Source organism: Nocardia sp. CA-084685 (assembly GCF_050955785.1).
In the GTDB taxonomy this organism is placed as follows: Bacteria; Actinomycetota; Actinomycetes; order Mycobacteriales; family Mycobacteriaceae; genus Nocardia.
The window spans coordinates 2498153-2523398 of sequence record NZ_CP192094.1; the positions used below are offsets into that span (position 1 = coordinate 2498153).

The window sequence follows — 25246 nt, forward strand, 5'->3', positions numbered from 1 at the left end:
CGGTAATCGCGCGATGGGTTGTAGACGGGCTGTAGCCGAAGAACCGTTCTACCTGTCCCTTCCAGCGGACAGGCTCAGTGAAGCCCCGCCGCCGGGTCGGCGCGAAGTCCTCGGCGGCGGGTGCCCACCAACACGGACAGCAGGGGACACGATGAGGCCGACCGCGCTCGCATGGTTAGACCCGACATCACCGACGTCGGAATGGGACGCGGGCCAGATTCGCCGTTTGGCGCGGCGGTTGGGGTACGTGCCGCGTTGGGGCCGACGCTGGCTCGGTGCTCGGTCTGGTCGAACAGGCTGAGGGACTCGGCGTCGATGTGGTGCTGTTACCGTCCTCGGCGCACCTGGACGCGCAAACCCTGAATCGGCTGATGGTGTTCGCCGATGTCGAATGTGCTTGCCCGCGTGAGTCTTTCGCCCGCTGGTCGGTGCTCGGCGGGGTGCACCGATGATCGTACTCGGGTGGGCAGTCGTGTTCGGTCTGCCGCTGATCGTGTTCATCGTGGCCGTCTTCTGGCCTGAGCGGATCCCGAAAGACCGCACAGTGCAGGCGATTCGGCAGCGCATCGAGTCCGAAGACGATCCGAGCGAGTATCACGACTACTAGACCTTGGCGTGGCGGTCTCTGCCCCACAAAAAGCGGGCCTTGCCTCGTTGTTCAGTTGTGGGCGCAGAGGGGTTCGAACCCCCGACCGCTGGTGTGTAAAACCAGAGCTCTACCACTGAGCTATACGCCCGGGATCCGTCGGTGGGTGACCGACGGGCCGGTCTAGGACTCTAGCGCGGCAAGCGCTTTCTCCCAAGCCGCCTGGTCACGGGGCTCTCCGGGGCCGTTCATTTCGGCGAAGCGGATGATGCCGTCGCGGTCTACGACGAAGGTGCCGCGGTTGGGGTAGCCGGATTTCTGGTTGAAGACGCCGTAAGACTGGGCGACGGCGCCGTGTGGCCAGAAATCGGACAGGAGCGGGAAGATGTAGCCCTGTTCGGCTGCCCAGATCTTGTGGGTGGGTGGCGGGCCGACCGAGATGGCGAGGATTTCGGCGGCGTCGTTCTGGAATTTGGGCAACTCGTCGCGGACCTTGCACAGCTCACCCTGGCAGATGCCGGTGAAGGCGAGCGGATAGAACACGATCAGCACGTTCTTCTTGCCGCGGTAGTCCGAGAGCGTGACGTCCTGGTTGTTCTGATCCTTGAGTGTGAAATCCGGCGCGAGCGTGCCGACTTCCAGCGGGCCGAGCTCGACTGGCATCACTGATCCTCCATCGTGTCGGGCTTCACCGGGCGGTGAAACACCGCCCGGCGAAACCATAGCGAAAGCGGTCAGCGCTGTTTCGAGGGTGCCTTGGGCTGCACGAGTCGGCTGCCGGACCAGGCACCGAGGCTGATCGCCGATGTTTGCGTCAAACCCGCCGTGGGTGCCGCTTCGGCGATATCGCTCGGATCGACATGACCAGGTTGCCCGGTCTTGGGAGTGAGCACCCAAATGAAGCCTTCGTCGGCCAGCGGACTGATGACTTCCATCAGTTCATCCGCTAGATCGCCGTCGCCTTCTCGCCACCACAGCAGGACAGCGTCGACTACCTCGTCGGAGTCTTCGTCGACCATCTCCCCACCGCTGGCCTCTTCGACGTCGGCCCGCAGGTCGTCATCGGTGTCCTCGTCCCAGCCCAGCTCCTGGACAACCATGCCGTGTGTAATGCCAAGCTTCTGAGCGTAGTTCTGCGCGTCCGCCGCGGCGACCACGGTGGTGTCCTCCTCAACTCCAGACAATAGGTAGTTGCAAGCGAACATGGTTATCGCCTCGAGCGCAAGCTGATCGGACGAAATACCCATGGAATGTCGTATGACAACCTCGTGTCGTTGGCCGATTTTCGCCACCGGACCCCGGTTCATGGGACGAATTCAGCGTTTGGGGCAGGCGTCCTTGACCGCATTGCGTGCGTCGTTGACCCGCTTGCTCGCCTCGTTGAGTGCGCCGACGGGGGCGGTGTAGGTCATCTTGCGGGTCTCCGCGGCGAGCTGTCGTGCGGCAGCGACATATTCGGCGAACTTGGCCTGCAGGTCCGCGGGTAGTGTGCCGTTGGCGTTGTTCACCCCGGTCTCGACCTTGGTCGCGGCGTCGTCGAGGGTTTGGGCGGCGGTATCGCGCTTGGCGTTGTAGTCCGCGGCGTTCGCATCGTGGGCATCGACGAATTCGTTGTACTTCGAAACGCCGACACCCGTGGTTGTGGGGAATTGACCGCAATTGTCGCTGATCGCCTGGGCCTGTGCCGCGGCCTTGCGCGAGGAGGTCGCCGCCGCGGAGGAGGAGGCCGCCTCGGTCTTGTAGGACGCTAGCTCCGAGGCATTCGGATTGGCAACGCCGTCAACGTGTTTCGCGCAACCAGCGATGGTCAGGCCGACCACGACCGCCGTCGCCGCGCACACTGCTGCGAACCCGCGTGGGTCCAGCACCTTCATTGTCCTCCGTGCCTCTCTGTTTCACCGGCGGTCCTCGACTCACGTTCCCTGCGGAACCGTACTGCAGATGCCCCTGACATGATGACCTGGGCCACATCTTCCGCAAGGATGGAGGTGCGCCCGAACCTTTCGTAAAACGGGTGGTCCGCCAACCAAGTGTGCCGCCCGGGGAAACAGACGCCTATCAGCTTGTCCACCCCTGTACGAGGAGCAGATTTGACCGACCTGATCCACTCTTCCGCGCCAGCGAAATCCGCTGGCACCGACTCCGCGCCGCGTGATCCGAACGGACCGCAGGTGCCGCCTTCTGGCGGGCGGGTGCGGGTTATCCGCGAAGGGGTGGCGTCCTATCTACCGGACATCGACCCGGAGGAAACCTCCGAATGGCTCGAATCGTTCGATGACATGCTCGACCGGGAAGGTCCGGGCCGCGCGCGTTACCTCATGCTCCGGCTGTTGGAACGCGCCGGTGAGCGCAGGGTCGCCATTCCATCCCTGACCTCCACCGATTACGTCAACACCATCCCCACCGAGAACGAGCCGTGGTTCCCCGGCGACGAAGAGGTGGAGCGACGCTTCCGTGCCTGGATCCGCTGGAACGCGGCGATCATGGTGCACCGGGCGCAGCGCCCCGGGATCGGTGTCGGCGGCCATATCTCGACCTACGCCTCCTCGGCGGCGCTCTACGAGGTCGGCTTCAACCACTTCTTCCGCGGCAAGGACCATCCGGGCGGCGGCGATTCGATCTTCATCCAGGGTCACGCCTCGCCGGGCATCTACGCCCGCGCCTTCCTCGAGGGCCGGTTGAGTACCGACCGGATGGATGGCTTCCGGCAGGAGTACAGCCACGGCGGTCCGGGCCACGGCCTGCCGTCGTATCCGCATCCGCGGCTGCTGAACGACTTCTGGGAGTTCCCGACGGTGTCCATGGGCCTCGGCCCGATGAACGCCATCTACCAGGCGCGGTTCAACCACTACCTGCACGACCGCGGCATCAAGGACACCTCCGATCAGCATGTCTGGGCGTTCCTCGGCGACGGTGAGATGGACGAGCCGGAGTCGCGCGGCTTGATCCAGGTGGCGGCCAACGAAGGACTGGACAACCTGACCTTCGTGATCAACTGCAACCTGCAGCGCCTCGACGGCCCGGTGCGCGGAAACGGCAAGATCATCCAGGAACTGGAATCGTTCTTCCGTGGCGCGGGCTGGAATGTCATCAAGGTCATCTGGGGCCGGGAGTGGGACGCGCTGCTCGGCGCCGATCGCGACGGCGCGTTGGTGAACCTGATGAACACCACCGCCGACGGCGACTACCAGACCTACAAGGCCAATGACGGCGCCTACGTCCGCGACCACTTCTTCGGCCGCGACCCGCGCACCAAGGCCCTGGTCCAGGACCTCACGGATCAGGAGATCTGGAACCTCAAGCGCGGCGGTCACGACTACCGCAAGGTCTACGCCGCCTATGCGGCCGCGATGGCACACAAGGGTCAGCCGACGGTGATCCTGGCCAAGACCATCAAGGGCTACACCCTCGGCAAGCATTTCGAGGGTCGCAATGCCACGCACCAGATGAAGAAGCTGACCCTGCAGGATCTCAAGGACTTCCGTGACCTGCAGCGGATTCCGATCTCCGATGCCGAACTGGAGAAGGACCCCTATCTGCCCCCGTACTACCACCCGGGTATGGAGGCGCGCGAAATCCAGTACATGCTCGATCGTCGCAAGGCGCTCGGCGGCTTCCTGCCCGAACGGCGTACCGCAGCAAAGCCGCTGCAACTTCCCGGGGACGAGGCCTACAAGTCGGTGCGCAAGGGTTCCGGCAAGCAGAACGTGGCCACCACCATGGCCCTGGTTCGGCTCATGAAGGAGCTGTTGCGGGATAAGGAGATCGGCAAGCGGATCGTGCCGATCATTCCGGACGAGGCCCGGACCTTCGGTATGGACTCGTGGTTCCCTTCGTTGAAGATCTACAACCGCAACGGGCAGTTGTACACCTCCGTGGACGCGGAATTGATGCTTGCCTACAAAGAGAGCTCCGTCGGGCAGATTCTGCACGAGGGCATCAACGAGGCCGGATCGACCGCATCGTTCACCGCCGCGGGCACTTCGTACGCCACCCACGGCGAGCCGATGATCCCGCTGTACATCTTCTACTCGATGTTCGGTTTCCAGCGCACCGGCGACGGATTGTGGGCGGCTGCGGACCAATTGGCGCGCGGTTTCGTACTCGGCGCAACCGCCGGGCGAACCACGCTGACCGGTGAAGGGCTGCAGCACAACGACGGCCACTCGCTGCTGCTGGCCTCCACCAACCCGGCCGTGGTGACCTACGATCCGGCGTTCTCCTTCGAGATCGCGCATATCGTGCGGGATGGTCTGCGTCGCATGTACGGCGGCGGCACTCCGGAGCCCGGTCCCGGCGCGATACCCGGCACGCATCCGCACGGATCGGCGGGCGGCTTCGGCGGCGAGGACATCTTCTACTACATCACCCTGTACAACGAGCCGTATGTACAGCCCGCCGAGCCCGATGATCTCGATATCGCCGGGCTGCTCGCGGGCATCTATCTGTACAAGCGCGGCGGTGCGGGCGATGTGCGTGCTCAGATCCTGGTCTCGGGTGTCACCGTGCCCGACGGCGTGCGCGCGCAGGCGCTGCTCGCCGAGGAGTGGGGTGTGCAGGCCGATGTCTGGTCGGTGACCTCGTGGGGGGAACTGCGCAAGGAGGCACTCGACAAGGAGATCGCCCAGCTGCGCAACCCGGGCACCGATGCGGGCGTCCCGTACATCACCCAGGCGCTGGCCCGGGTCGATGGTCCGTATGTGGCCGCGACGGACTGGATGCGCGCGGTGCCGGATCAGGTGCGCAAGTGGGTGCCCGGCGACTTCACCACGCTCGGCACGGACGGTTTCGGTTTCTCCGACACCCGCCCCGCCGCGCGTCGGGTCTACAACGTCGATGCGCAGTCGATCGTGGTCGCGGCCCTGGCCGCACTGGGCCGCACCGGCAAGATCGATCCGGCCAAGGCCGTCGAGGCGGCGGCCAAGTACCGCATCGATGATGTCGACGCCGCGCCGAAGTCGGCTCCCGGCACCGAAGATGAACTGGCATAGCGGACGATTGGATGGTGGAACGTAAACCGCCGCGGCCGCGTCGGATCTCCGAGGGCTCCTCCGAGCACGAGGTGTATCTGCCGACGGGCGCGCTCTCCCCGAACCGGCAAACCCGCGACCCGCTGCCGGACACGCTGCTCAAACGCGTGAAGCAGTTCTCCGGACGCCTCTCCACCGAGGCGGTCGGGTCGATGCAGGATCGGTTGCCGTTCTTCGCCGATCTGGATGCCGCGCAACGCGCGGGCGTGCAGATGCTGGTGCAGACCGCGGTGGTGAACTTCCTGGAATGGCTCCAGGATCCCGATAGCGATATCCGGTTCAGCCTGGATGCCTTCCAAGTGATCCCGCAGGATCTGGCGCGGCGGTTGACGCTGCGCCAGACCGTGGACATGGTCCGCGTGGCCATGGAGTTCTTCGAACAATGGCTGCCCGCGCTCGCGCGCAACGATCGGCAGCTGGTCGCACTCACCGAGGCGGTGTTGCGCTACGGGCGCGAGCTCGGATTCGCTGCCGCCTCGGTGTACGCGAGCGCCGCGGAATCTCGCGGCGCATGGGACACCCGCCTCGAGGCGCTGGTCGTGGACGCGGTCGTGCGCGGCGATACCGGCCCGGACATGCTCTCGCGGGCCGCGACCCTGAACTGGGACGCCACCGCACCGGCGACGGTGCTGGTCGGTACGCCGCCGGGGGATCAGGGCGTTTCGATGGTCGGCGCGGTGCATACCATCGCCGCGCGGCACGGTCGTGCGGCGCTGGCCGTGGTCCAGGGATCGCGGCTGGTGATGGTGGTCAGCGGGAATCTGGGCGATACCTCTTATGCCTCCCCATTTCTCGCGGATCTGCTGGCCGAGGTGTTCTCCGACGGTCCCGTGGTGATCGGCCCGACCATGCGCACCCTCGGCGCCGCGCATGCCAGCGCGGTGGAGGCACTGGCCGGAATGGAGGCCGTTGTCGGCTGGCGCGGGGCTCCGCGACCGGTGCACGCTGCCGAATTGTTACCGGAGCGCGCCCTGTTGGGTGACCGAGCTGCAATCGACGCCTTGAACGAGTATCTTGTCCTACCGTTGGCTGCCGCCGGATCGGCGCTGGCCGACACTCTCGAGGCCTATCTGGATTGCGGTGGAGCGGTCGAGACGTGTGCGCGTCAGCTGTACGTTCATCCAAATACGGTTCGCTATCGCCTCAAGCGGATAGCGGAAATCACCGGTCGGGATCCGATGAATCCGCGGGATGCGTACGTGCTTCAGATTGCCGCCACGGTAGGTCGTTTGACACGAACCCGTAACGAATCGTCAACTTCTACCCCAGAAGTCACTCAATTCCCGGTAGGGCACGAAGGCCTGTAACGCATCCAGCGCAACGGCCGATCGGAACAACCCACATGCGCTTTTGTGGGACTCCCACAAAAGCGCTCGGCAAGGTTCATTCGCGTCGACATCTCGTGCGGCACACCTCACAGTGTTGTCTAGAGAGTGTGATCGCGTTGCTCGCCCCAGGACAGGGGTCCCAGACACCCGGCATGCTCGCGCCTTGGCTCGACCTTCCCGGCGCGACTGATCGCCTCGCCCTCTGGTCCAAGGCCTCCGGCCTGGATCTGGTTCGGCTCGGCACCACCGCGACGGCCGAGGAGATCACCGATACCGCCGTGACCCAGCCGCTTGTCGTCGCGGCCGCACTGCTGGCTTTCGCGGAAATCGAGTCGGATTCACTTCCGGCCGATAGCATCGTCGCTGGGCATTCGGTCGGTGAACTCGCCGCCGCAGCGGTCGCCGGAGTCATCTCCGCCGACGATGCGGTGCGATTGGCCGCGATCCGCGGTGCGGAGATGGCCAAGGCGTGCGCACTGGAGCCGACCGGCATGTCCGCCGTGCTCGGTGGTGATGAGGCCGCCGTGCTCGCCCGGCTCGAAGAGCTCGAACTCGTCCCGGCCAACCGCAATGCCGCGGGTCAGATCGTGGCCGCCGGACGTTTGACCGCCCTGGCGGAACTCGCCGCCAACCCGCCTGAGAAGGCGCGGGTGCGTGCGTTGCCCGTCGCGGGTGCGTTCCACACCGCGTTCATGGCTCCGGCTCAGGACGCTGTGACGGACGCCATATCCAAGATCGCGCCGAACGAACCGACCAGAACCCTGCTTTCGAACTTCGACGGCAAGCCGGTTACCTCCGGGGCCGATGCTGTCGCTAAGCTCGCGGCGCAGGTCACCCGGCCCGTCCGGTGGGATCTGTGCACCGAGACCGTCCGTGCAGCGGCGGTGTCGGCAGTGGCGGAGCTGCCGCCGGCGGGCACGCTCGTCGGCATCGCAAAACGGGAACTGAAGGGCACACCAACACTGGCCATGAAGACCCCCGAAGACCTCCCCGCGTTGGCCGGACTCACCATTTCCGGCTAGCTTTCCCCCGCGACCGTGTAATCAAATACGCGATCGTGACCGAGCGAACGGTAACCATCGGCTCGCTTGATTCGAAAAACAACAGTGAAGCCCTACAAAGTAGATAAGAAGGGAGCCACGAAGTGGCCGCTCTGACCCAGGAACAAATCGTCGAGGAACTCGGCAAGATCATCGAAGAGGTGACCGGTATCGAGCCCTCCGAGGTGACGATCGAGAAGTCCTTCGTCGATGACCTGGACATCGACTCGCTGTCCATGGTCGAGATCGCGGTTCAGACCGAGGACAAGTACGGCGTCAAGATCCCGGACGAGGATCTGGCCAGCCTGAAGACGGTCGGCGACGCTGTCGGCTACATCCAGAAGCTCGAGGCCGAGAACGCTGACGCGGCCGCGGAGCTCAAGGCCAAGTTCGACGCCGAGTAGGGCCGACACCGTGACCACTCCTTCCACTTTGAACGGGAACTTCCCCAACGTCGTCGTTACAAGCCTGGCGGCGACCACGTCGATCGCTGGTGATGTCGATGCGACGTGGAAGGGACTCCTCAATGGCGAGAGCGGAATCGACGTTCTCGAGGACCCCTTCGTCGAGGAGTACGACCTTCCGGTCCGCATCGGCGGTCACCTGAAGGTCCGGCCAGAGACCCTGCTGAGCCGTGTCGAATGTCGGCGCATGGCCTACGTCGAGCAGCTCGCGACCGTACTCGGTCGTGAGGTCTGGCAGAACGCGGGTAGCCCCGAGGTCGACCCGGAACGGCTGGGTGTGGCGATCGGTACCGGGCTCGGTGGCGGCGACGCCCTCATCGACTCGGTCGACAAGCTGAAGAACGGTGGCTATCGCAAGATTTCGCCGCTGGCTGTTCAGATGGTCATGCCGAATGGTCCGTCGGCCGTCGTCGGTCTCGAATTGAAGGCCCGGGCAGGAGTGGTCACTCCGGTCTCGGCATGCTCATCGGGCTCCGAGGCCATCGCCAATGCGTGGCGAATGATCGTCATGGGTGACGCCGATATGGTCGTTACCGGTGGCGTTGAGGGTTTCATCGACGCGGTGCCGATCGCGGCATTTACCATGATGCGCGCGATGAGCACCCGCAATGACAACCCGAAGGGCGCCTCGCGTCCCTTCGACTCCGATCGTGACGGCTTCGTCTTCGGTGAAGCTGGTGCGCTGATGGTCATCGAGACCGAGGAGCACGCCAAGGCTCGTGGCGCGACGATTCACGCGCGCCTGCTCGGCGCCGGTATCACCTCCGATGGCTACCACCTGGTCGCACCGGATCCCACGGGTGACGGTGCCGCCAGGGCGATGACGCGGGCGATGCAGACCGCTGGTCTCACGCCCAAGGACATCACCCACATCAACGCGCACGCGACCGCTACCCCGATCGGCGATACCGCCGAGGCGAACGCGATCAACAAGGCCGTGGGCAACCACGCTTCGGTGTACGCGCCGAAGTCGGCGCTCGGTCACTCGATCGGCGCGGTCGGTGCACTCGAATCGATTCTCACCGTGCTCAGCATCCGCGACGGCCTCGTCCCGCCGACGCTGAACCTGGACAACCAGGATCCGGAGATCGATCTGGATGTGGTGCACGGCGAGGCCCGCCGCCAGGAGATCGAGTACGCGATCAACAACTCGTTCGGATTCGGTGGGCACAACGTCGCGCTCGCCTTCGGTCGGGCATAGCCGCTCGGTATCCGATTTGGTCTGTGCCGAGCCCTCCGTGGTTACGCATGCGTGCCTCCGGGCTCGCCCGTGCAGACCGGACAGACTGCACAACGATCTCCGGTGGGGTCGACCAACGCCAACGTCGGTCGACCCCACCGGTGTTCGCCATACGCAGCCGCGGTAGCGGCGCACTTGCTTTGAAGTGAGGAGTAAACGCGATGACAATCATGGCTCCCGCGTTTCGACCAGAAACTGAAACCGATCCGCGTGATCCGCTCGGTCGGCTCCAACGCTTCTTCGACCCCGGAACCGTTCTCCCGCTGCATCCGCGCGATAAGTCCGGGGTGCTCGCCGCGATCGGCGAGGTCGACGGTGTCCGCACCGTTGCCTACTGCTCCGATGCCACCGTGATGGGTGGCGCGATGGGCGTGGCGGGTTGCAAGCACATCGTCGACGCGATCGACACCGCCATCGATTCCGCCATTCCGGTGGTCGGCATCTGGCATTCCGGCGGCGCTCGCCTGGCCGAGGGTGTCGAGGCGCTGCATGCGGTCGGTCTGGTCTTCGAGGCCATGGTTCGCGCATCCGGCCTGGTGCCCCAGATTTCGGTGGTGCTCGGTTTCGCGGCCGGTGGCGCCGCCTACGGTCCCGCGCTGACCGACATCGTGATCATGGCGCCGGAGGGGCGGGTCTTCGTGACCGGTCCTGATGTGGTGCGCAGTGTGACCGGTGAACAGGTCGATATGGCCACCCTGGGCGGTCCGGAAACGCACGGCAAGAAATCCGGTGTCGCGCACATCGTCGCCAACGACGAGGCCGATGCGCTGCACCGTGGTCGGCGCCTGGTGTCGATGTTCGCCGAACAGGGCGAATTCGATCTGGTCGCGGCCGCGCACGGTGATGTCGATCTGAAGGCGATGATGCCGGAATCGGCCAAGCGTGCCTACGACGTGAAGCCGATCGTTCACGAGCTGCTCGACAACGTCGACGGTGAGTCCTCGTTCGAGGAGTTGCAGGGCGGTTATGCCCGCAGCATTGTCACCGGTCTCGGACGGCTCGCCGGGCGCACCGTAGGTGTGCTCGCCAATAATCCGATTCGCCTCGGTGGCTGCCTGAACTCCGAAAGTGCCGAGAAGGCAGCGCGCTTCGTGCGGTTGTGCGACGCCTTCGGCATTCCGCTGGTCGTGCTCACCGATGTGCCCGGGTACCTGCCCGGCGTCAGCATGGAGTGGGAAGGTGTGGTGCGCCGTGGTGCGAAGCTGCTGCACGCATTCGCCGAGGCTCGGGTGCCGCGGGTCACGCTGGTCACTCGCAAGATCTACGGTGGCGCCTATATCGCGATGAACGCCCGTTCCCTCGGCGCGACCGCGGTGTATGCCTGGCCCGGTTCCGAGGTCGCCGTGATGGGCGCCAAGGCCGCGGTCGGCATCCTGCACAAGAAGGCTCTCGCGGCCGCGCCGGAGGAAGAGCGTGAGGCGCTGCATGAGCGGCTGACGATCGAGCACGAGCGCATTGCCGGTGGTGTCGAGCGGGCGATAGCGATCGGTGTGGTGGACGAGGTCATCGACCCAGCCAAGACGCGCAGCACCATTGCCGCGGCGTTGGCGGCGGCGCCGGTGCGCAAAAGTCACCACAAGAACATTCCGCTGTAAATGCGGTTGGGAAAGCGGGCCTCGGGATTTCCCTGGGCCGCTTTTCGTTCGTATTGTTCCGGTTGTCCGAGCTGGGGTGACGATTGAGTTTCCGCGCGGCAATATAGTTGAAACTTCGGCGATACGAATAGCTCGTACGTTGCGCGCATGAGCGTGACGATCGAATCCACCGCGGCTACCGACCCGGTGCGCAAACCACCATGGTACCGGTCGCTTTTCCTGCAACTGCTGGTGGCGATCGTGGCCGGAATTGTGGTCGGCAAGCTGTGGCCCGGCTTCGGCGCGGATCTCAAACCGCTGGCCGACGGGTTCGTCAAGCTGATCAAAATGGTGATCGCGCCGATCATCTTCTGCACGGTCGTGCTCGGCATCGCCCATGTGGGCGATATGAAGTCGGTGGGGCGGATCGGGGTGAAGGCGCTGATCTACTTCGAGGCGATCACCACCTTCGCGCTGCTCTTCGGTTTGCTGGTCGGCAATCTGGTGAAGCCGGGTGCGGGCTTTCATATCGACGCGCAGACCCTGGCGACCGGCGCCGAGAAGATCGCCAAGACCACCAAGAACGGCGAGCTGCCGCATACCGTCGACTTTTTGCTGAATATCATTCCGGCATCGGTGATTTCGGCATTCGCGGAAAATGCGCTGCTGCAGGTGTTGTTCTTCGCGGTGCTGTTCGGATTGGCGCTGGCGAAGTTCGGCGAACACGGCCCGCCGGTGATTCTGGAGGCAGTCGATCACGTCGGGAAGATCTTCTTCACGATTATCGGCTGGATCATGAAATTGGCGCCGCTCGGCGCGTTCGGGGCGATGGCCTACATCGTTGGGCAGTACGGACTTTCCGCGCTCAGCAGCTATGGCAAGTTGATCGCCTGCTGTTATGTGGCGGCGGCGCTGTTCCTGCTGGTGCTCGCGATGGTGGTGCGGATTTTCGCGGGGGTGAGTCTGTGGAAGCTCGTCAAATACATCAAGGATGAGCTGTTCCTCGCGCTGGGCACCGCGTCGACCGAGGTGGTGCTGCCCCGGATCATGATCAAGCTGACCGAGGCCGGGTGTTCGCGGGCCACTACGGGGCTGGTGATACCGACCGGGTATTCGTTCAATCTCGATGGTGCGACGCTGTATTTGTCCATCTGCGTGCTGTTCCTGGCGCAGGCACTCGGGGTGGATCTGAGTCTCGGCGAGCAGGTCACGGCGGTCGGCGTGCTGATGTTGACTTCGAAAGGTATGGCGGGCGTCCCGGGATCGTCCTTCTTGGCGCTGTCGGCGACGATCAGTGCGATCGGACACGGGTCGATTCCGGTGGCGGCGGTCGCGCTGCTGCTCGGGGCCGATCGGCTGATGGATTCGATGCGGGTCACGGTGAATCTGCTCGGCAATTGCGTCGCGACATTCGTGGTGGCGAAGTGGGAGGGGCAATTGGATTCGGAGCGAATGCGCAAGGTGCTGGACGGGGAAGAGGTGCCGCCATTGGAAGATAAGGACCCGATGGTCGACTACTCAGCGGCATGAGCATCAGTGCCCGCCGGGCGCACCAGCCTCGTAGGGATCGGCTGATCGAACAGGGATTCTGGTCGAGCAGAAGGCGGCCGTGGGTGCCCGGCACGAAAGGCATTGCGAATGCTTGTGCGCCGCAGCTTGTTCCGGGGGATGTGTCGCCGTGCTTCGAGTTGCATGCGTCACCGGCCTGGTCCGCGCAGCCGGATATCCCGGTGGCGCCGTCGTATTGGCTCAGCTGCACATTTCGGGCGTCGCGGCTGACCGAGCGCTTCCTCGGTGTGCTCGGCACGCGGCTGGTAGCTGGGGGGCGTTGGCGCAATACCAGGCTGGACTTGCCACTGTTGGTTGCTCGTCGCTTTCGCGGCCACCCTGGGTTGTGCCGGTGAACTACAAGATGTCGGCGCTGCTGCTCGCACCGATGACCGCGGTGCCGGTTTCGGTCTGGTCGGCTGGCTCGGGTTCGCAGGGCTGAGCCTGATCGTCGAGACAGCGATGGCGGCCGTGCTCTACCGCTGGATAGATGAACCTGCTCATGCGCCGCTTCGCCGGACGCCGTACGGCGGGTCCGCCGGCGGCGACCCGAGATCCGGTCGACCGCGTTATCGCCTCGGTTGCGCCGCGACGGGGCAGAATCCGAGGAATGAATTCCGGCGAGCCCGCCGCGCGCGACCGCAAACGGCACGGCAGGCACTACACGCCACCGGCCCTGGCGCGGTTTCTCGCGCGGCGGCTGCTCGAACATGCGCCGCTGCCAGCTGATGTCGGGCCGTCGGGAGTTGCTCGTGCTGTGGCGCCGGACGTGCGGACGGCAGAGCCGGGACCTGGGCAGGAGGGGCGACGGGCCACGTTGTTCGGGACTGGGACGCCTGACGGCGAAGAGCGGGACACAGCAGCACTGGGCACTGGTGTGCGGGGGGCTGGGCTGCGCGTGCCGGGCGCAGGGGTGCTACGCGTGCTCGATCCGGCCTGTGGGGACGGTGAGCTGCTGCTCGCGCTGGATCAGGTTGCGGGGGAATTATTGCCGGGGGTGCGGGTGAAGTTGGTCGGATACGACTTGGATGCGGCCGGGGTGGCGGTGGCGCGGGAGCGGGCGCAGGACGCGGGGGTCGCGGTCGAGTGGCATATCGGGGATTTCTTGACCGAATCGGCGGGGATCGCGGCGGGGTCGTTCGATGCGATCATCACCAATCCGCCGTATGTGCGGACTCAGCAATTGGGAGGGAAGACCGCGCGGTTGCTCAGCAAGCAGTTCGGGCTGCGTGGGCGGATCGATCTCACCCATCCATTCGTCGCGGTCGCGCCGCGGCTGCTGCGGTCGGGTGGGGTGCTCGGGTTGCTGTGCGCCAACCGGTTTCTCACCACCAAGGCCGGTGCGAATATTCGCAGTCTGCTGCGCACCGAGTTGGTTCCGGTCGAACTGTACGACCTGGGTGATACGAAGTTGTTCGAGGCGGCGGTGCTGCCCGCGGTCACCATCGCCACTCGGACCGCAGCGCACGCGGTCTGCCGCTATGTTTCGGCCTACGAGGTGGATACTCCCGAAATCGTTGGTGGAACAGACCTTTTCGAAGCTCTGGCGGCTGAACACAGTCACTGCGTCGAGCATGGTGGGCGCACTTTCGCGGTCGAAGTCGGCACGTTGGCGACAGGTGAGCAGGCGGTGGTCGGTGGGGCGTCCAGCTATCGGATAACAGGTAATCGAGCGATCCGAAGCGAGCCGGTTGAGGTCTGGCGGGCCGCCGCGTTCGGTGCGGATGACGGTGCGGATGCGAGGTGTGACGTGGCCGAGGACAGCGGCGCTTGGCGAATGTCGCGGCCGGAGGTCGACAGATGGTTGGCCGAGGTGGCGGCGGGGACTTGGCGGACATTCGGCGCCGTGGGGCGGATTCGAGTGGGTATCAAAACAACTGCGGATCGGGTGTTCATTTCCGATCATTGGGGGGAGGTGCGGCCGCGGCCGGAGGGGGAGTTGCTCTTCGATTTGATCACCCATCAGGATGTCGATCCGTGGCGGATCTCGCGGCAGCGCGATGTGCGGGTGCTGTATCCATACGACACGGCCGCGCCCGCGCGCATGCCCGTTGACCTGCAAGAATTTCCCGGTGCCGCAGCGTATTTGGAGTCACATCGGGATACATTGGCCGGGCGGAAATATCTGACCGACAGCGGCAGGGAATGGTTCGAGATCTGGGTGCCGCAGCGGCCGCATCTGTGGCGGGTGCCGAAGGTGGTCTTTCCCGATATCAGTGAGCGACCGCGATTCGCCCTGGATCGGTCCGGGGCGGTGGTCAACGGTGACTGCTATTGGATGTCGCTGGCCGATCTCGGGGTCGACGGCGCCGCGGAGCGGTTGGCGTATTTGCTGATGGGCGTCGCGAATTCAGCACTGGGCCTGCGGTTCTACGATGCGGTGTGTGGGAATCGGCTGTACTCGGGTCGGCGGCGGTGGATCACCCAGTATGTGTCGCGACTGCCGCTGCCGGATCCCACCACGATGCGGGCGGGCGGAGTTGTCGAACTGGTGCGGGAATTCATCGACGACGGCCGGGAGCCCGATCCGAATTCGCTCCGGTTGCTCGATGAGTGGGTAGCGGCCGCATTCGGCACCCGGGTGTTCGACATGCGTTGACGGTTATGCGCTCGCGCGGACACCGACCATCGGTAGCAGGGTGCGTCGCGCGAAATCCCGACCCGCTGCCACATCGTCGATCGGAATGAGTCCGTCGGGCGTCAATGCCAGCGACAGTGCCAGCCGCGCCATGATCTCGGCGACGAGTTCGAAGTCGAAACCGTCATCGGCACCACTGTGGAGTTCACGCAATTTCTCCGCCAGATACGTGCGCCCGACCGCGATGATCGGTCCCGCCTCGGTGGTGAGCCGGGGCAGGATGAGATCGGGTTCGGTGCGCAGCAGCCGCCGCAACAGCTCGTTGCCCGCGATCGCGGTAATGACCGCGACGAAGATCTCGATCAGCTGTTCCTCGACGCCGTCGACCTTCTGTACCCGCTTATCGATCTCGGCGACGAAACGCTGTGCCTCGCGCACACTGACCGCCTCGACCAGATCGTTCTTCGATTCGAAGCGGCGATACAGGGTGGCCGGGCTGATTCCGGCCCGCCGCGCGATCTCGCCCATGCTGGTGCGTTTGATGCCGAAGTCCAGGAATGCCGAGAGCGCACTCTCCAGCAGCTTCTCGCCGTCGCCGACGGGCTTTTCCAGGATGCGCTGGAGGATGGGCGGAACGGTCGGCATCGAGGCTCCAGTCGAATCGGCTCACGACGCCGGTGGTGGCGGGCGTCGCGACGGTGCGGGTGAGTGCCGTTCATTATTTCACCGCGGCGCGACGGTGCGACCGCGGATCGGTACCGGAGCTCGACACACGACAGGCGCACGCGCGACTATGTGCGCGGCAGATCCAGCTCCGCCATCTCCTTTTCGATCGCATTGGCGGCGAAATCCACTCCACTGGAGCGCAACTCATGCACTCGCCGCTGTAGCGCCTCGATCCCACCCGGTTGGGCCGCGATATCGGCCACGCTGATCCGCCCCGACGGCCGGTGCATACTCTGCTGCACGTACGCCACCGTGATACCTCCTACCTGCACGCTGCGCGGCCACCATCCCGGTGGGCTCGCCCTCCGCGCTACAGGCCACTCGACAGCTGCGTCGGCGGGAGATCCCGGGACACCGGGCACGCTGGCAAAAATGCTATCAGCGATTTAGTTTGGTCACTTGATCAGTGTGCTCTGTCTCACAGCTGCTTCGCGTCGCGGTGGTTTGCCATGTTGTGTATATACACAGCGCTATTCAGTCGGATGCCGTCCTGCTCGGCCGCACTCAACTCGCGACGCACCTTGCCGGGTACACCCGCGACCAGCGAGCCCGGCGGTATTTGCGCGCCTTCCGGAATCAGGGCATTGGCGGCGATCAGACTGCCCGCACCGATCACCGCGCCATTGAGCACCGTGGCGCCCATGCCGACGAGCACATCGTCGCCGACGGTGCAGCCGTGCAGGATCGCATTGTGTCCCACCGAGACTCCGGTGCCGACGGTGAGCGGGAAGCCGGGGTCGGCGTGCAGGACGCAGCCGTCCTGAATATTGGTGCGCGCGCCGACGCTGATTGCCTCGAGGTCGCCGCGCAGGACCGCGCTGTACCAGATGCTCACCTCGGCGGCGAGTCGCACCCGTCCGATTACGGTGGCGTTGGGTGCGATCCACGCGGTCTCGTCGATTTCGGGTGTATGTCCGCTTACCTCGATCCTCATGTCGAAAACATAAGGGGGCGGATGCTGGCAGAGCTGGCGGGGGGCCGAAAAGGGCTGGGTGGAAGCCTGCGGCGGCGAACACAGCCGGATGGAGCCTGCGGTGTGGGCGAACTGGGACGAGACGGTCGGCGGCATCGCAATCGGCGTCGCTGCTACTGCGCGGCCGCGTATTCGGGTACCGGTGCCCCCGCGAAGAGCGCGCGGTGCGCGGCCGGACTGGTGCCGAGAATGCGGTGGAAGTGGTGGCGCAGACTGACCGCGGTGCCGAAGCCGGTTTCGGCGGCAATGCGATCCATAGTCTCGCTGGTGGATTCCAGGAGTAGTCGGGCGCGGTCGGTGCGCTGTTGCAGCAGCCATTGCTGCGGACTGTTCCCGGTGCGTTCGCGGAAGCGACGGGTGAAGGTGCGTCGCGACATGAGCGCGATGCGCGCCCAACTATCCAGGTCGATCGGCTCACCGAGATTCGTTCGCGCCCAGACCATCGCGCGTTCGATCGGATCATCGTCGGCGGCTTCGGGTACGGCCACCGGAATGTACTGGGCCTGGGAGCCGCTGCGGTGCGGGGCGGTGACGAGCGACCTGGCCAGTTCGGTGGCGGCGCGGCTGCCGAGGTCGTCGCGGACGAGGTGCAGGCAGCAATCGAGTGCGGCGGCGACGCCCGCGGAGGTGACGATATCGCCGAGGTCGGTCCAGAGGGTGTCGGCGCGGACCCGGACTCTCGGATAGGTCGCGGCCAATTCGGCGGCCGCGGCCCAGTGCGTGGTGACTTCCCTACCGTCCGCGAGACCGCTCGCCGCCACCGCGAAGGAACCGAGGCACAGGCCGACGATCCGGGCGCCCCTGGCATGTGCGGCACGGAGTGCGTCGCGCAGTTGCGGCGACAGGCCCATGCCGCGCTGCCAGCTCGGGATAACCACCAGGTCGGCGCGCTCGAAGGCGTCGAGTCCGGTTTTCACGACGATGTCGAAACCGGCCGGAGTTCGCAGCGTGCCCGGCCGTTCGGCGCACACCTCGACGCGATAGTCGGGTGTGCCCTCGGTGCCGACCCGGCCGAAAACCAGCGTCGGTACCGACAGATGGAAGGGGATGACCCCATCGAAGGCCAGCGCGGCGACGGAACGCATGGCCCGATCTTATCGCTAAGCGGCTCGCGGGCCACTATTGATCGAATATCGGGGCGACAAGTATTGATCCCATGACCGAGACGATCGCACGCACCACCTTCGAAGCCCTGCACATCGGCGGGCCCACCCTGCGCTTTCGGTACGGCAGCCTGACGTGGCTGACCGATCCGACCTTCGATGCTCCGGGTGACTACCCGGGTCCGATCACGCTGCACAAGCTCACCGGCCCGGCGCTTCCCGTCGACCGGGTGGGACCGGTGGACGTCGTGCTGCTCTCGCATGACCAGCACGACGACAATCTGGACCACTCCGGCCGTGCGTTCCTCTCCACCGTGCCGACCGTCTTGTCGACGCCGGATGCCGCCGAACGCATCGACGGCGTTCGGGGACTGGCGAATTGGGAGACCGTCACATTGGGTGAGGTGCGCGTGACGGGTGTGCCCGCACTGCACGGCCCTGCGGGGTGCGAGTCGCAGACCGGCGTGGTCACCGGGTTCGTCTTGCAGGCCGAGGGCCTGCCGACCGTGTACGTCTCGGGTGACAATGCCTCGGTCGAGTTGGTCGAGCAGATCGTGGCGCGGATCGGTCGGATCGATATCGCGATTCTGTTCGCCGGTGCCGCGAATGTCGGCCGGTTCGGCGATATCGATCTCACGCTGAATGCCCGTACCGCGGTGCAGGCCGCCGAGGCGTTGGGTGATGCGGTGATCGTGCCAGTGCACGCCGAGGGCTGGGCGCATTTCAGTGAGACGCTCGAACGCCTGGAGCGGAATTTCGGTTACGCCGGTCGGAGCGAGCAACTGCGCATTCCGAAGTTGGGTGAGACGTTCGCCGTGTGAGCGGCCCTGGGAAAACCTACGGTCCGTCCAGCGCGGCGTACGTGGCGCCGGGACCATCGGTGGTCCACGATGGCGATATGAGGATCGCAGTTCCGCGGGAGGTCAAGGAGCAGGAGTTTCGGGTGGCGCTGACCCCTGCCGGTGCCGGGGAACTGGTGCGGCACGGGCACGAGGTGCTGATTCAGGCCGGTGCGGGGGTGGGGTCCGGATTTTCGGATGCGGACTATGTGGCCGGGGGTGCGCGGATGGTGCCCGCCGCCGAGCAGGTGTGGTGGGAGGGCGAGCTGGTTCTGAAGGTCAAGGAGCCGATCGCCGAGGAGTATCCGCGGATGCGGCGCGAGCAGGTGCTGTTCACGTATCTGCATCTGGCGGCGTCGCGCGAGTGCACCGATGCGATTCTGCGGTCCGGAATCACCGCGATCGCCTATGAGACGGTGCGCGCGGCGGATGGGTCGCTGCCGCTGCTCGCACCGATGAGCGAGGTCGCGGGCAAGCTTGGACCGCAGGTCGGCGCATATCACCTGATGGCGCCGCTCGGCGGTGCCGGGCTATTGCTCGGCGGGGTGCCGGGAGTGCTTCCGGTCGATGTGGTGGTGCTCGGCGGTGGTGTCGCGGGGACGAACGCGGCCACCGTCGCGGCCGGAATGGGTGCGAAAGTCACTGTGCTGGATACGAATCTGATGCGCTTGCGCGAACTCGACGCGCGGTTCGATGGGCGCATCTGCACCGTGGCCTCGAATGCGGTCGAAATCGAGCGGGCGGTGCTGGCGGCGGATCTGGTCATCGGATCGGTGCTGGTGCCGGGTGCGCGGGCGCCGAAGCTGGTATCCGAGGAACTGGTACACGGTATGCGGCCCGGCTCGGTGCTGGTCGATATCGCGATTGATCAGGGCGGATGTTTCGCCGGTTCACATCCGACCACGCATGCGAATCCCACTTTCCGCGTGGCCGATTCGCTGTATTACTGTGTGGCGAATATGCCGGGAGCGGTGCCGCACACCGCTACGGTGGCGCTCACCAATGCCACCCTCCCGTATGTGCGCGCGATTGCCGATCACGGGTGGCGGGAGGCGTGCGGCACGCATCCCGATCTCGCACACGGGGCCACCGCGGATAAAGGGCGGCTCTTATCGGCGGAGGTCGCGGAGGCGCACGGATATTCGATGCCCGAACCGGTTGGGTTGGCTGGCTGACGTGGTGCGATTGCGCGGCCGCGCAATGAGAAGGGCGAAAGCGGTGACTGCGGAATTCCTGCGGCGGGTAGTGGTGGTTGCGTTGCTTCTGGTGGTATTGCCGTCGGTTGGTGCGGCGGTCGCGGCACCGGCGGCGCAAGGCGTCGATCCGGCCGCGGTGGATCGGTATATGTCCGAATATCTTTCCCGGACGCGGTTGCCGGGGGCTTCGATCGCCATTACCCACGGTGATCGGATCGTCTATGTCGCAGGGTACGGGCACGATTCGAGCGGTGCGGCGATCAGCGCGACGACGCGTATGCCGATCGCTTCGGTGAGCAAATCCATGACGGCGTTGGCCGTGATGCAGTTGGTCGATGCCGGCAAGGTGCGTCTCGATGCGCCGGTGCGTGACTATGTCACGGACTTTCGGCTGGCCGATTCGCGCGGTGACCGGATCACGGTGCGTGAGTTGTTGAATCAGACGTCCGGAATGTCGGATACCGCCTTTCCCGATCTACGGCGGCCGCAGGCGGATTCGCTGGCCGGTGCGGTCGAGCGACTGCATGCTGCGAAACTCGCCGCCGATCCCGGGACGGAATTCCATTATCACAACCCGAATTACCAGGTGGCGGCTCGGTTGGTAGAGGTGGTCAGCGGAGAACCGTTCGCGGACTATGTGTGGCGAAATATATTCGGGCCCATTGGAATGCGGGACAGTACGACGGTGAATTCGGCGCGTGACGCCGAGGATGTGACCCACGGATACATTCGGGCATACGGATTCGCGATACCGGTTGCCGAGCCCGATTGGTTCGTCGGCGGTAGCCACGGGGTGATCACCACGGCCACCGACCTGGCCGCATGGTTGATCACCCAGAACAACGGCGGCGTCGCACCGGACGGGCGCCGGGTGGTGTCGTCGGCTGCGGTGACCGACATGCACACACCCTCTGGAGTCAGTGACGACGATTACGGAATGGGTTGGGAGCGGGCACAATCCGATCAGATCGTGCACTACGGTGACTGGTTCACCTACACCGCCGCGCAGGTCCTGGTACCCGACACGGGCTACGGGATCGCGGTCATCGCCGATACCGGCTTGGCACTCGAGGACGATCCCAAGATCATCGCGCAGGGCTTGGTCGAGCTGACCCAGGGTGAGTCGCCGGACGTGCACCGCCCGTGGGGCATCTACGCCGACAGGGGGATGGCACTGCTGACGCTCGCGACGATCGGTGTCGGTGGGTTCTGCCTGGTGCGATCGCGCCGCTGGGCTGATAGGCAGGATCGCCCCATCTGGCTGATCGCCGTGCGCGAATTGCCCTATCTGGCCCCGATCCCGATCATGATCGCGCTGCCGGAGCTCGCAGGGCTGGTGTTCCGCGGTCGGGCTCCGACTTTCCTCCAGGTGACCTACGTTTGGCCTGGTCTCGTTGTGTTTCTCGGCATTGCCGCGTTGGCGGGCGTTTGCGTTGTTCTGGCTCGCGGCGGGTGGCTCATTGTGTCGCGGCGCAATCGCTCCGGGACCGATGTCGAGCCAGAAACGCCGGTTACCGGCTAGCCGGTAGGGCCCGCACATCGAAATGTCCGGGCCCTGTCGGTTAGTCTGCGTTCGGGCCGAGGTACCAGTCGGGGGCTCCTTCGGTGGGCAGATCGTGCAGCTTGTCCGGGTTGCGGACCACATTGATGGCGACGATGCGGCCGTTATCGATGGTGAAGGAGAAGACGCCGGTGTGGTTGCCGTCGAAGACGACCAGACCGGGCGCACCGTTGACCAGAACCGCGCGGCCCCATGCGCCCGCCGCGGATGGGGCGTGGTACCAACCGAGCAGCATCTTCGCGATGAGCTCGGCGCCGCGCACGGGCTGGCGGATGGCGGGAACCTTGCCGCCGCCATCGGCGGTCAGGCTGACATTCGCATCGAGCACGCCGAGCAGCGCGCTCAGATCCCCTGAGCGCCAGGCGACCGCGAAGGCCGAGACGACCTTCTCCTGCTCATCCGGTGAGGCGGGGAAGCGGGGTGTGCCGTCCTCGACGCGCTTGCGTGCACGCGAGGCGAGCTGCCGCACGGCCGCCGGAGTGCGCCCGACGACCTCGGCGACCTCGGGACCGCTCATACCGAAAACATCCTGCAGGACGAATGCGGTGCGCTCGGCGGGTGAGAGGGATTCCAGTACGACCAGCAGCGCCGTGGTGACGCGCTCGTCCTGCGTGATCCGATCGGCCGGATCGTCCCAGGTGGTGACCTCGGGCTCCGGCAGCCATTCACCCACGTACTGCTCGCGCCTGTTGCGCGCCGACCCGAGCTGGTCGAGGGCCAGACGCCCGGTGACCGTGGCGAGCCAGGCCCGCAGATTCTCGATTTCGCCCGCGGTCCCGGCCTCGTACTGGCGTTGCAGTCGCAGCCATGCCTCCTGCACCACATCATCGGCATCGGTGAGGCTGCCGAGGGTGCTGTAGGCGAGCCTGCGCAGATACGGCCGGTGCTCCTCGAAACGCCGAGCCAGCTCGGCCTGGTCGATCGGTTCGGAGGAAGGCTGGTCAGTCACTGGTCTCGCCGTTCGGTCGTGCGGCCCCCGCAGGGGCGAGCTTATGTGTCGTCATGCTGATGACGACGCAGGTCCAGCGAGTGTGACATCTCGGCTCCCACGGCGCGCTGGCCGGTCGCTCGCCGTGACCGGTTACCCTCGCCGGGTGCGAACGGGGACTTCCAAGGCGGCCGGGCTGATGCTCGGCTTCGCACTCGACCGCGTATTCGGTGATCCACGCCGATGGCATCCGGTGGCTGGATTCGGTACGGCGGCAGTTGCGCTGGAGCAGCTGACCTACACCGATCGGCGTTCGGCGGGAGTCGTGCACGAACTGGTATTGGTCGGTGCGACAACGGCGTTCGGGTTCGGGCTACGGCGCGGTGGGGTAGTCGCCACCGCGTTGGCGACATGGACGGTGCTCGGCGGTCGCAGCCTCGTGCGCGCCGGACGCGAGATGGCCGACCGGCTCGAATCCGGTGACGTGGCGGCTGCGCGGGCACTGCTGCCGTCACTGTGTGGACGCGACCCCGAGGTGCTCGATGCGGACGGATTGGCCCGCGCCGCAGTGGAATCCATTGCCGAGAACACCTCGGATGCGACGGTCGCGCCGCTGCTGTGGGGAGCTGTCGCCGGGACACCCGGCCTGCTCGGGTATCGCGCCGTCAACACACTCGACGCGATGATCGGCTACCGCAACGACCGGTACCTGCGCTTCGGCTGGGCCGCCGCCCGCGTCGACGATCTGGCCAATCTGCTGCCCGCGCGCATCACCGGCATGCTCACCGCTGCCTTGGCCCCTGCGGTGGGCGGTCATCCGGCCGATGTGCTGCACGCGTGGCGACGAGACGCGTCCAAGCACCCCAGCCCCAATGCGGGGGTCGTCGAGGCCGCGATGGCAGGTGCGCTCGGTGTCCAGCTCGGCGGGCGGACGCAGTACCGGTACGGCACCGAACTGCGTCCAACTCTCGGTGACGGCGCCGCACCTCGGGTCGCGGATCTCCGGCGCGCGGTACGCATGTCGGAGGCGATCCAGGTGGGTGCGGTCCTGAGCGCCGCGCTCTGGTCGATTCTGCGTCGTTGACCGGCGGACTCGGTCAGCGAGTACCGCCGTAGCGGTCGGCCAGGCGCTGCTCATTGGTGGATGCGGGTGCGGCGGTCGGGGTTTCGGCCGGGGTGGGTTGCGGGGTGGCCGCGGCCTTTTCCTTGCGGCGCTCGCGGATCTCGGCGTAGATGAAGTAGCCGAGGCCGAGGGGAGCCATGATGCCGAAGGCCAGCCATTGCAGGCCGTAGGAGAGATAGGGACCCGCGTCGAGTTGCGGTAGGGGAGTGGGAGTGAACGCGCCGGGCTGGTTTTCGCTGAGCTGCAAGTAGCCGCCGCGTTCGCCGGTATGGATGACGGTGAGGGGCTGCTGCAGGACGGTCATTTCCTGTGTGGTGTCCACCGAGTACACCTGGCGGTACCCATCCTGAACCGTTGGGTCCTTACCGGGGGTGACGCCCTCGGACATCCGGATGCGCGCCTCGATCTTCTGCGGTCCGGTAGGCGGGTCCGGAATCTGCGGTGGGCGGGAGCCGTCCACGGCCCCGACGAGACCGCGATCGATGAGCAGGATGCGGCCGTCGTCGAGTTTGAAGGTGCCCAGTACCGAGTAGCCGGGCGCGCCGTCGAGGTGGCGCAGACGGACCAGCACGGTCGAGTTCGGCATATAGCTGCCGGTCGCCGTGACCCGGCGCCATTCGGCGTGCGAATCGGTGCTCTCGTCGTCCAGGACGGTGGCGATATCGATCGGAGCAGCGTCTACCGAATCGGCGATCAACTGGTTGCGGTGCGAGGTGGTGGTGTTCTTGCCGAGTTGCCACGGCGCGAGGACGGTGAAGCAGAGATAGGCGAAGGCCGCCACGAGCACGGCCAGGATCAGCCAGCTCGGGCGCAAGAGGAACGTCAGACGGCGCATCACGGGCGTCCGTCGGGAACGGGTTCGTAAGAGACTGATTGGTCTGGATTGCATCCGGGCCCATTGGCGGCGAGGGCGGCGCGGACCCAGTCCAACAGCCCGGGGATGGCGGCTTCGATCTGGTCGTGGACCAGGTCGAAGTCGGTGTTGTCGCCGTAGTACGGGTCGGGGACGTCGAGGGTGTCGGCGGCCGGGTCGAAGCTGCGCAGTAGGCGGCGGCGCTCCGATGGGATGCCGAGCGTGGCGAGGCGGCGTTCGTGGCCGGAGTCGAGGGCGATCAGCAGGTCCGCGCCGCGGTGTTGATTGCCGAATTTCGCGGCGATGTGGCCGGTCGGATAGCCGTGGCGGCGCAGGGTGGCGTTGGTGCGGGCGTCGGCGTCCTGTCCGGCATGCCAGCCGTCGGTGCCTGCGCTGCTGACCCGCACGCGGTCGGCGAGTCCCTCGCGGTACAGATGTACCGCGAACATCTTCTCCGCCATCGGCGATCGGCAAATGTTGCCGGTACAGACGAACGACACGTGCAACTCACCCACGACAGCCATTCTGGCCGGTCGTCCCGATGGACCGCCACGTA

24 protein-coding genes and 1 tRNA gene are annotated in these 25246 nt (G+C 65.7%); 14 read left to right on the plus strand and 11 right to left on the minus strand.

What is annotated here, in order from left to right; all coding sequences use genetic code 11:
• The first annotated feature begins 275 nt into the window (after positions 1-275).
• A complete protein-coding gene (locus ACQP2U_RS11250) occupies positions 276-452 on the plus strand; it encodes a hypothetical protein (protein WP_433714624.1) in 177 nt (58 codons plus the stop codon).
• On the plus strand, positions 449-607 hold the full coding sequence (locus ACQP2U_RS11255) for a hypothetical protein (RefSeq protein WP_433714625.1): 159 nt from the start codon (positions 449-451) through the stop codon (positions 605-607). The genes ACQP2U_RS11250 and ACQP2U_RS11255 overlap by 4 nt, the downstream gene beginning before the upstream one ends.
• Positions 608-665: 58 nt before the next feature.
• Here the strand turns inward: ACQP2U_RS11255 and ACQP2U_RS11260 are convergent.
• The 4 genes from ACQP2U_RS11260 to ACQP2U_RS11275 form a co-directional block, all read right to left on the minus strand.
• Positions 666-737: transfer RNA gene (locus tag ACQP2U_RS11260), tRNA-Val, on the minus strand.
• 32 nt (positions 738-769) lie between these two features.
• The gene (locus ACQP2U_RS11265; protein WP_397037977.1) at positions 770-1249 is read right to left on the minus strand and encodes a peroxiredoxin; all 480 of its coding nucleotides are present in this window, start codon (positions 1247-1249) and stop codon (positions 770-772) included.
• Between the two features lie 71 nt (positions 1250-1320).
• Positions 1321-1743, minus strand: coding sequence for a DUF3052 domain-containing protein (locus ACQP2U_RS11270; protein WP_040688342.1), 423 nt, complete (start codon positions 1741-1743; stop codon positions 1321-1323).
• A 159-nt stretch (positions 1744-1902) separates the two neighbouring features.
• A complete protein-coding gene (locus ACQP2U_RS11275; protein WP_433714626.1) occupies positions 1903-2460 on the minus strand; it encodes a hypothetical protein in 558 nt (185 codons plus the stop codon).
• A gap of 297 nt (positions 2461-2757) precedes the next feature.
• On the opposite strand from ACQP2U_RS11275, the gene aceE reads away from it, so the two are divergent.
• From aceE to ACQP2U_RS11315, 8 genes are all read left to right on the plus strand, one after another.
• Entirely contained in the window at positions 2758-5577 is a 2820-nt protein-coding gene (gene aceE / locus ACQP2U_RS11280) for a pyruvate dehydrogenase (acetyl-transferring), homodimeric type (protein ID WP_433716425.1), read from the plus strand.
• Between the two features lie 11 nt (positions 5578-5588).
• Positions 5589-6923: a PucR family transcriptional regulator gene (locus ACQP2U_RS11285; RefSeq protein ID WP_397037973.1), complete on the plus strand. Its 1335-nt coding sequence runs from the start codon at positions 5589-5591 to the stop codon at positions 6921-6923.
• A 128-nt stretch (positions 6924-7051) separates the two neighbouring features.
• A complete protein-coding gene (locus ACQP2U_RS11290; RefSeq protein WP_433714627.1) occupies positions 7052-7966 on the plus strand; it encodes an ACP S-malonyltransferase in 915 nt (304 codons plus the stop codon).
• A gap of 122 nt (positions 7967-8088) precedes the next feature.
• Entirely contained in the window at positions 8089-8388 is a 300-nt protein-coding gene (gene acpM, locus ACQP2U_RS11295) for a meromycolate extension acyl carrier protein AcpM (RefSeq protein WP_107655016.1), read from the plus strand.
• A 10-nt stretch (positions 8389-8398) separates the two neighbouring features.
• Entirely contained in the window at positions 8399-9649 is a 1251-nt protein-coding gene (locus ACQP2U_RS11300) for a KasA/KasB family beta-ketoacyl-ACP synthase (RefSeq protein ID WP_433714628.1), read from the plus strand.
• A 200-nt stretch (positions 9650-9849) separates the two neighbouring features.
• Positions 9850-11283 (plus strand): acyl-CoA carboxylase subunit beta, encoded by a 1434-nt coding sequence (locus ACQP2U_RS11305; protein WP_397037967.1) that lies wholly within the window; start codon positions 9850-9852, stop codon positions 11281-11283.
• A 147-nt stretch (positions 11284-11430) separates the two neighbouring features.
• Entirely contained in the window at positions 11431-12792 is a 1362-nt protein-coding gene (gene dctA / locus ACQP2U_RS11310) for a C4-dicarboxylate transporter DctA (RefSeq protein ID WP_433714629.1), read from the plus strand.
• Between the two features lie 628 nt (positions 12793-13420).
• On the plus strand, positions 13421-15409 hold the full coding sequence (locus tag ACQP2U_RS11315) for an Eco57I restriction-modification methylase domain-containing protein (RefSeq protein WP_433714630.1): 1989 nt from the start codon (positions 13421-13423) through the stop codon (positions 15407-15409).
• A 3-nt stretch (positions 15410-15412) separates the two neighbouring features.
• Here ACQP2U_RS11315 and ACQP2U_RS11320 read toward each other — a convergent pair whose 3' ends face one another.
• The 4 genes from ACQP2U_RS11320 to ACQP2U_RS11335 all read right to left on the minus strand — a co-directional run bounded on the left by ACQP2U_RS11320 (position 15413) and on the right by ACQP2U_RS11335 (position 18172).
• The gene (locus tag ACQP2U_RS11320; RefSeq protein WP_397037963.1) at positions 15413-16033 is read right to left on the minus strand and encodes a TetR/AcrR family transcriptional regulator; all 621 of its coding nucleotides are present in this window, start codon (positions 16031-16033) and stop codon (positions 15413-15415) included.
• Between the two features lie 146 nt (positions 16034-16179).
• Positions 16180-16365, minus strand: coding sequence for a hypothetical protein (locus tag ACQP2U_RS11325; RefSeq protein ID WP_063040439.1), 186 nt, complete (start codon positions 16363-16365; stop codon positions 16180-16182).
• A 167-nt stretch (positions 16366-16532) separates the two neighbouring features.
• Entirely contained in the window at positions 16533-17048 is a 516-nt protein-coding gene (locus tag ACQP2U_RS11330) for a gamma carbonic anhydrase family protein (RefSeq protein ID WP_433714631.1), read from the minus strand.
• Positions 17049-17200: 152 nt separating this feature from the next.
• A complete protein-coding gene (locus tag ACQP2U_RS11335) occupies positions 17201-18172 on the minus strand; it encodes a GlxA family transcriptional regulator (RefSeq protein WP_433714632.1) in 972 nt (323 codons plus the stop codon).
• A gap of 71 nt (positions 18173-18243) precedes the next feature.
• Between ACQP2U_RS11335 and ACQP2U_RS11340 the strand changes: the two genes are divergently transcribed.
• The 3 genes from ACQP2U_RS11340 to ACQP2U_RS11350 all read left to right on the plus strand — a co-directional run bounded on the left by ACQP2U_RS11340 (position 18244) and on the right by ACQP2U_RS11350 (position 21747).
• Positions 18244-19011, plus strand: coding sequence for an MBL fold metallo-hydrolase (locus ACQP2U_RS11340; RefSeq protein WP_433714633.1), 768 nt, complete (start codon positions 18244-18246; stop codon positions 19009-19011).
• 77 nt (positions 19012-19088) lie between these two features.
• Positions 19089-20204, plus strand: coding sequence for an alanine dehydrogenase (gene ald / locus ACQP2U_RS11345; RefSeq protein ID WP_433714634.1), 1116 nt, complete (start codon positions 19089-19091; stop codon positions 20202-20204).
• A gap of 43 nt (positions 20205-20247) precedes the next feature.
• On the plus strand, positions 20248-21747 hold the full coding sequence (locus tag ACQP2U_RS11350; RefSeq protein WP_433714635.1) for a serine hydrolase domain-containing protein: 1500 nt from the start codon (positions 20248-20250) through the stop codon (positions 21745-21747).
• A 40-nt stretch (positions 21748-21787) separates the two neighbouring features.
• Here the strand turns inward: ACQP2U_RS11350 and sigJ are convergent, their stop codons facing one another.
• Positions 21788-22735, minus strand: coding sequence for an RNA polymerase sigma factor SigJ (gene sigJ / locus ACQP2U_RS11355; protein ID WP_433714636.1), 948 nt, complete (start codon positions 22733-22735; stop codon positions 21788-21790).
• Between the two features lie 145 nt (positions 22736-22880).
• On the opposite strand from sigJ, the gene ACQP2U_RS11360 reads away from it, so the two are divergent.
• The gene (locus ACQP2U_RS11360; RefSeq protein WP_433714637.1) at positions 22881-23798 is read left to right on the plus strand and encodes a cobalamin biosynthesis protein; all 918 of its coding nucleotides are present in this window, start codon (positions 22881-22883) and stop codon (positions 23796-23798) included.
• A 13-nt stretch (positions 23799-23811) separates the two neighbouring features.
• On the opposite strand, the gene ACQP2U_RS11365 is transcribed toward ACQP2U_RS11360, so the two are convergent.
• A complete protein-coding gene (locus ACQP2U_RS11365; protein WP_433714638.1) occupies positions 23812-24672 on the minus strand; it encodes an SURF1 family cytochrome oxidase biogenesis protein in 861 nt (286 codons plus the stop codon).
• Positions 24672-25214 carry a low molecular weight protein-tyrosine-phosphatase gene (locus ACQP2U_RS11370; RefSeq protein WP_433714639.1) on the minus strand — a complete coding sequence of 181 codons (543 nt, stop codon included), beginning with the start codon at positions 25212-25214 and terminating at the stop codon, positions 24672-24674. Before ACQP2U_RS11370 ends, ACQP2U_RS11365 begins: the two co-directional genes overlap by 1 nt.
• Between the last annotated feature and the right edge of the window lie 32 nt (positions 25215-25246).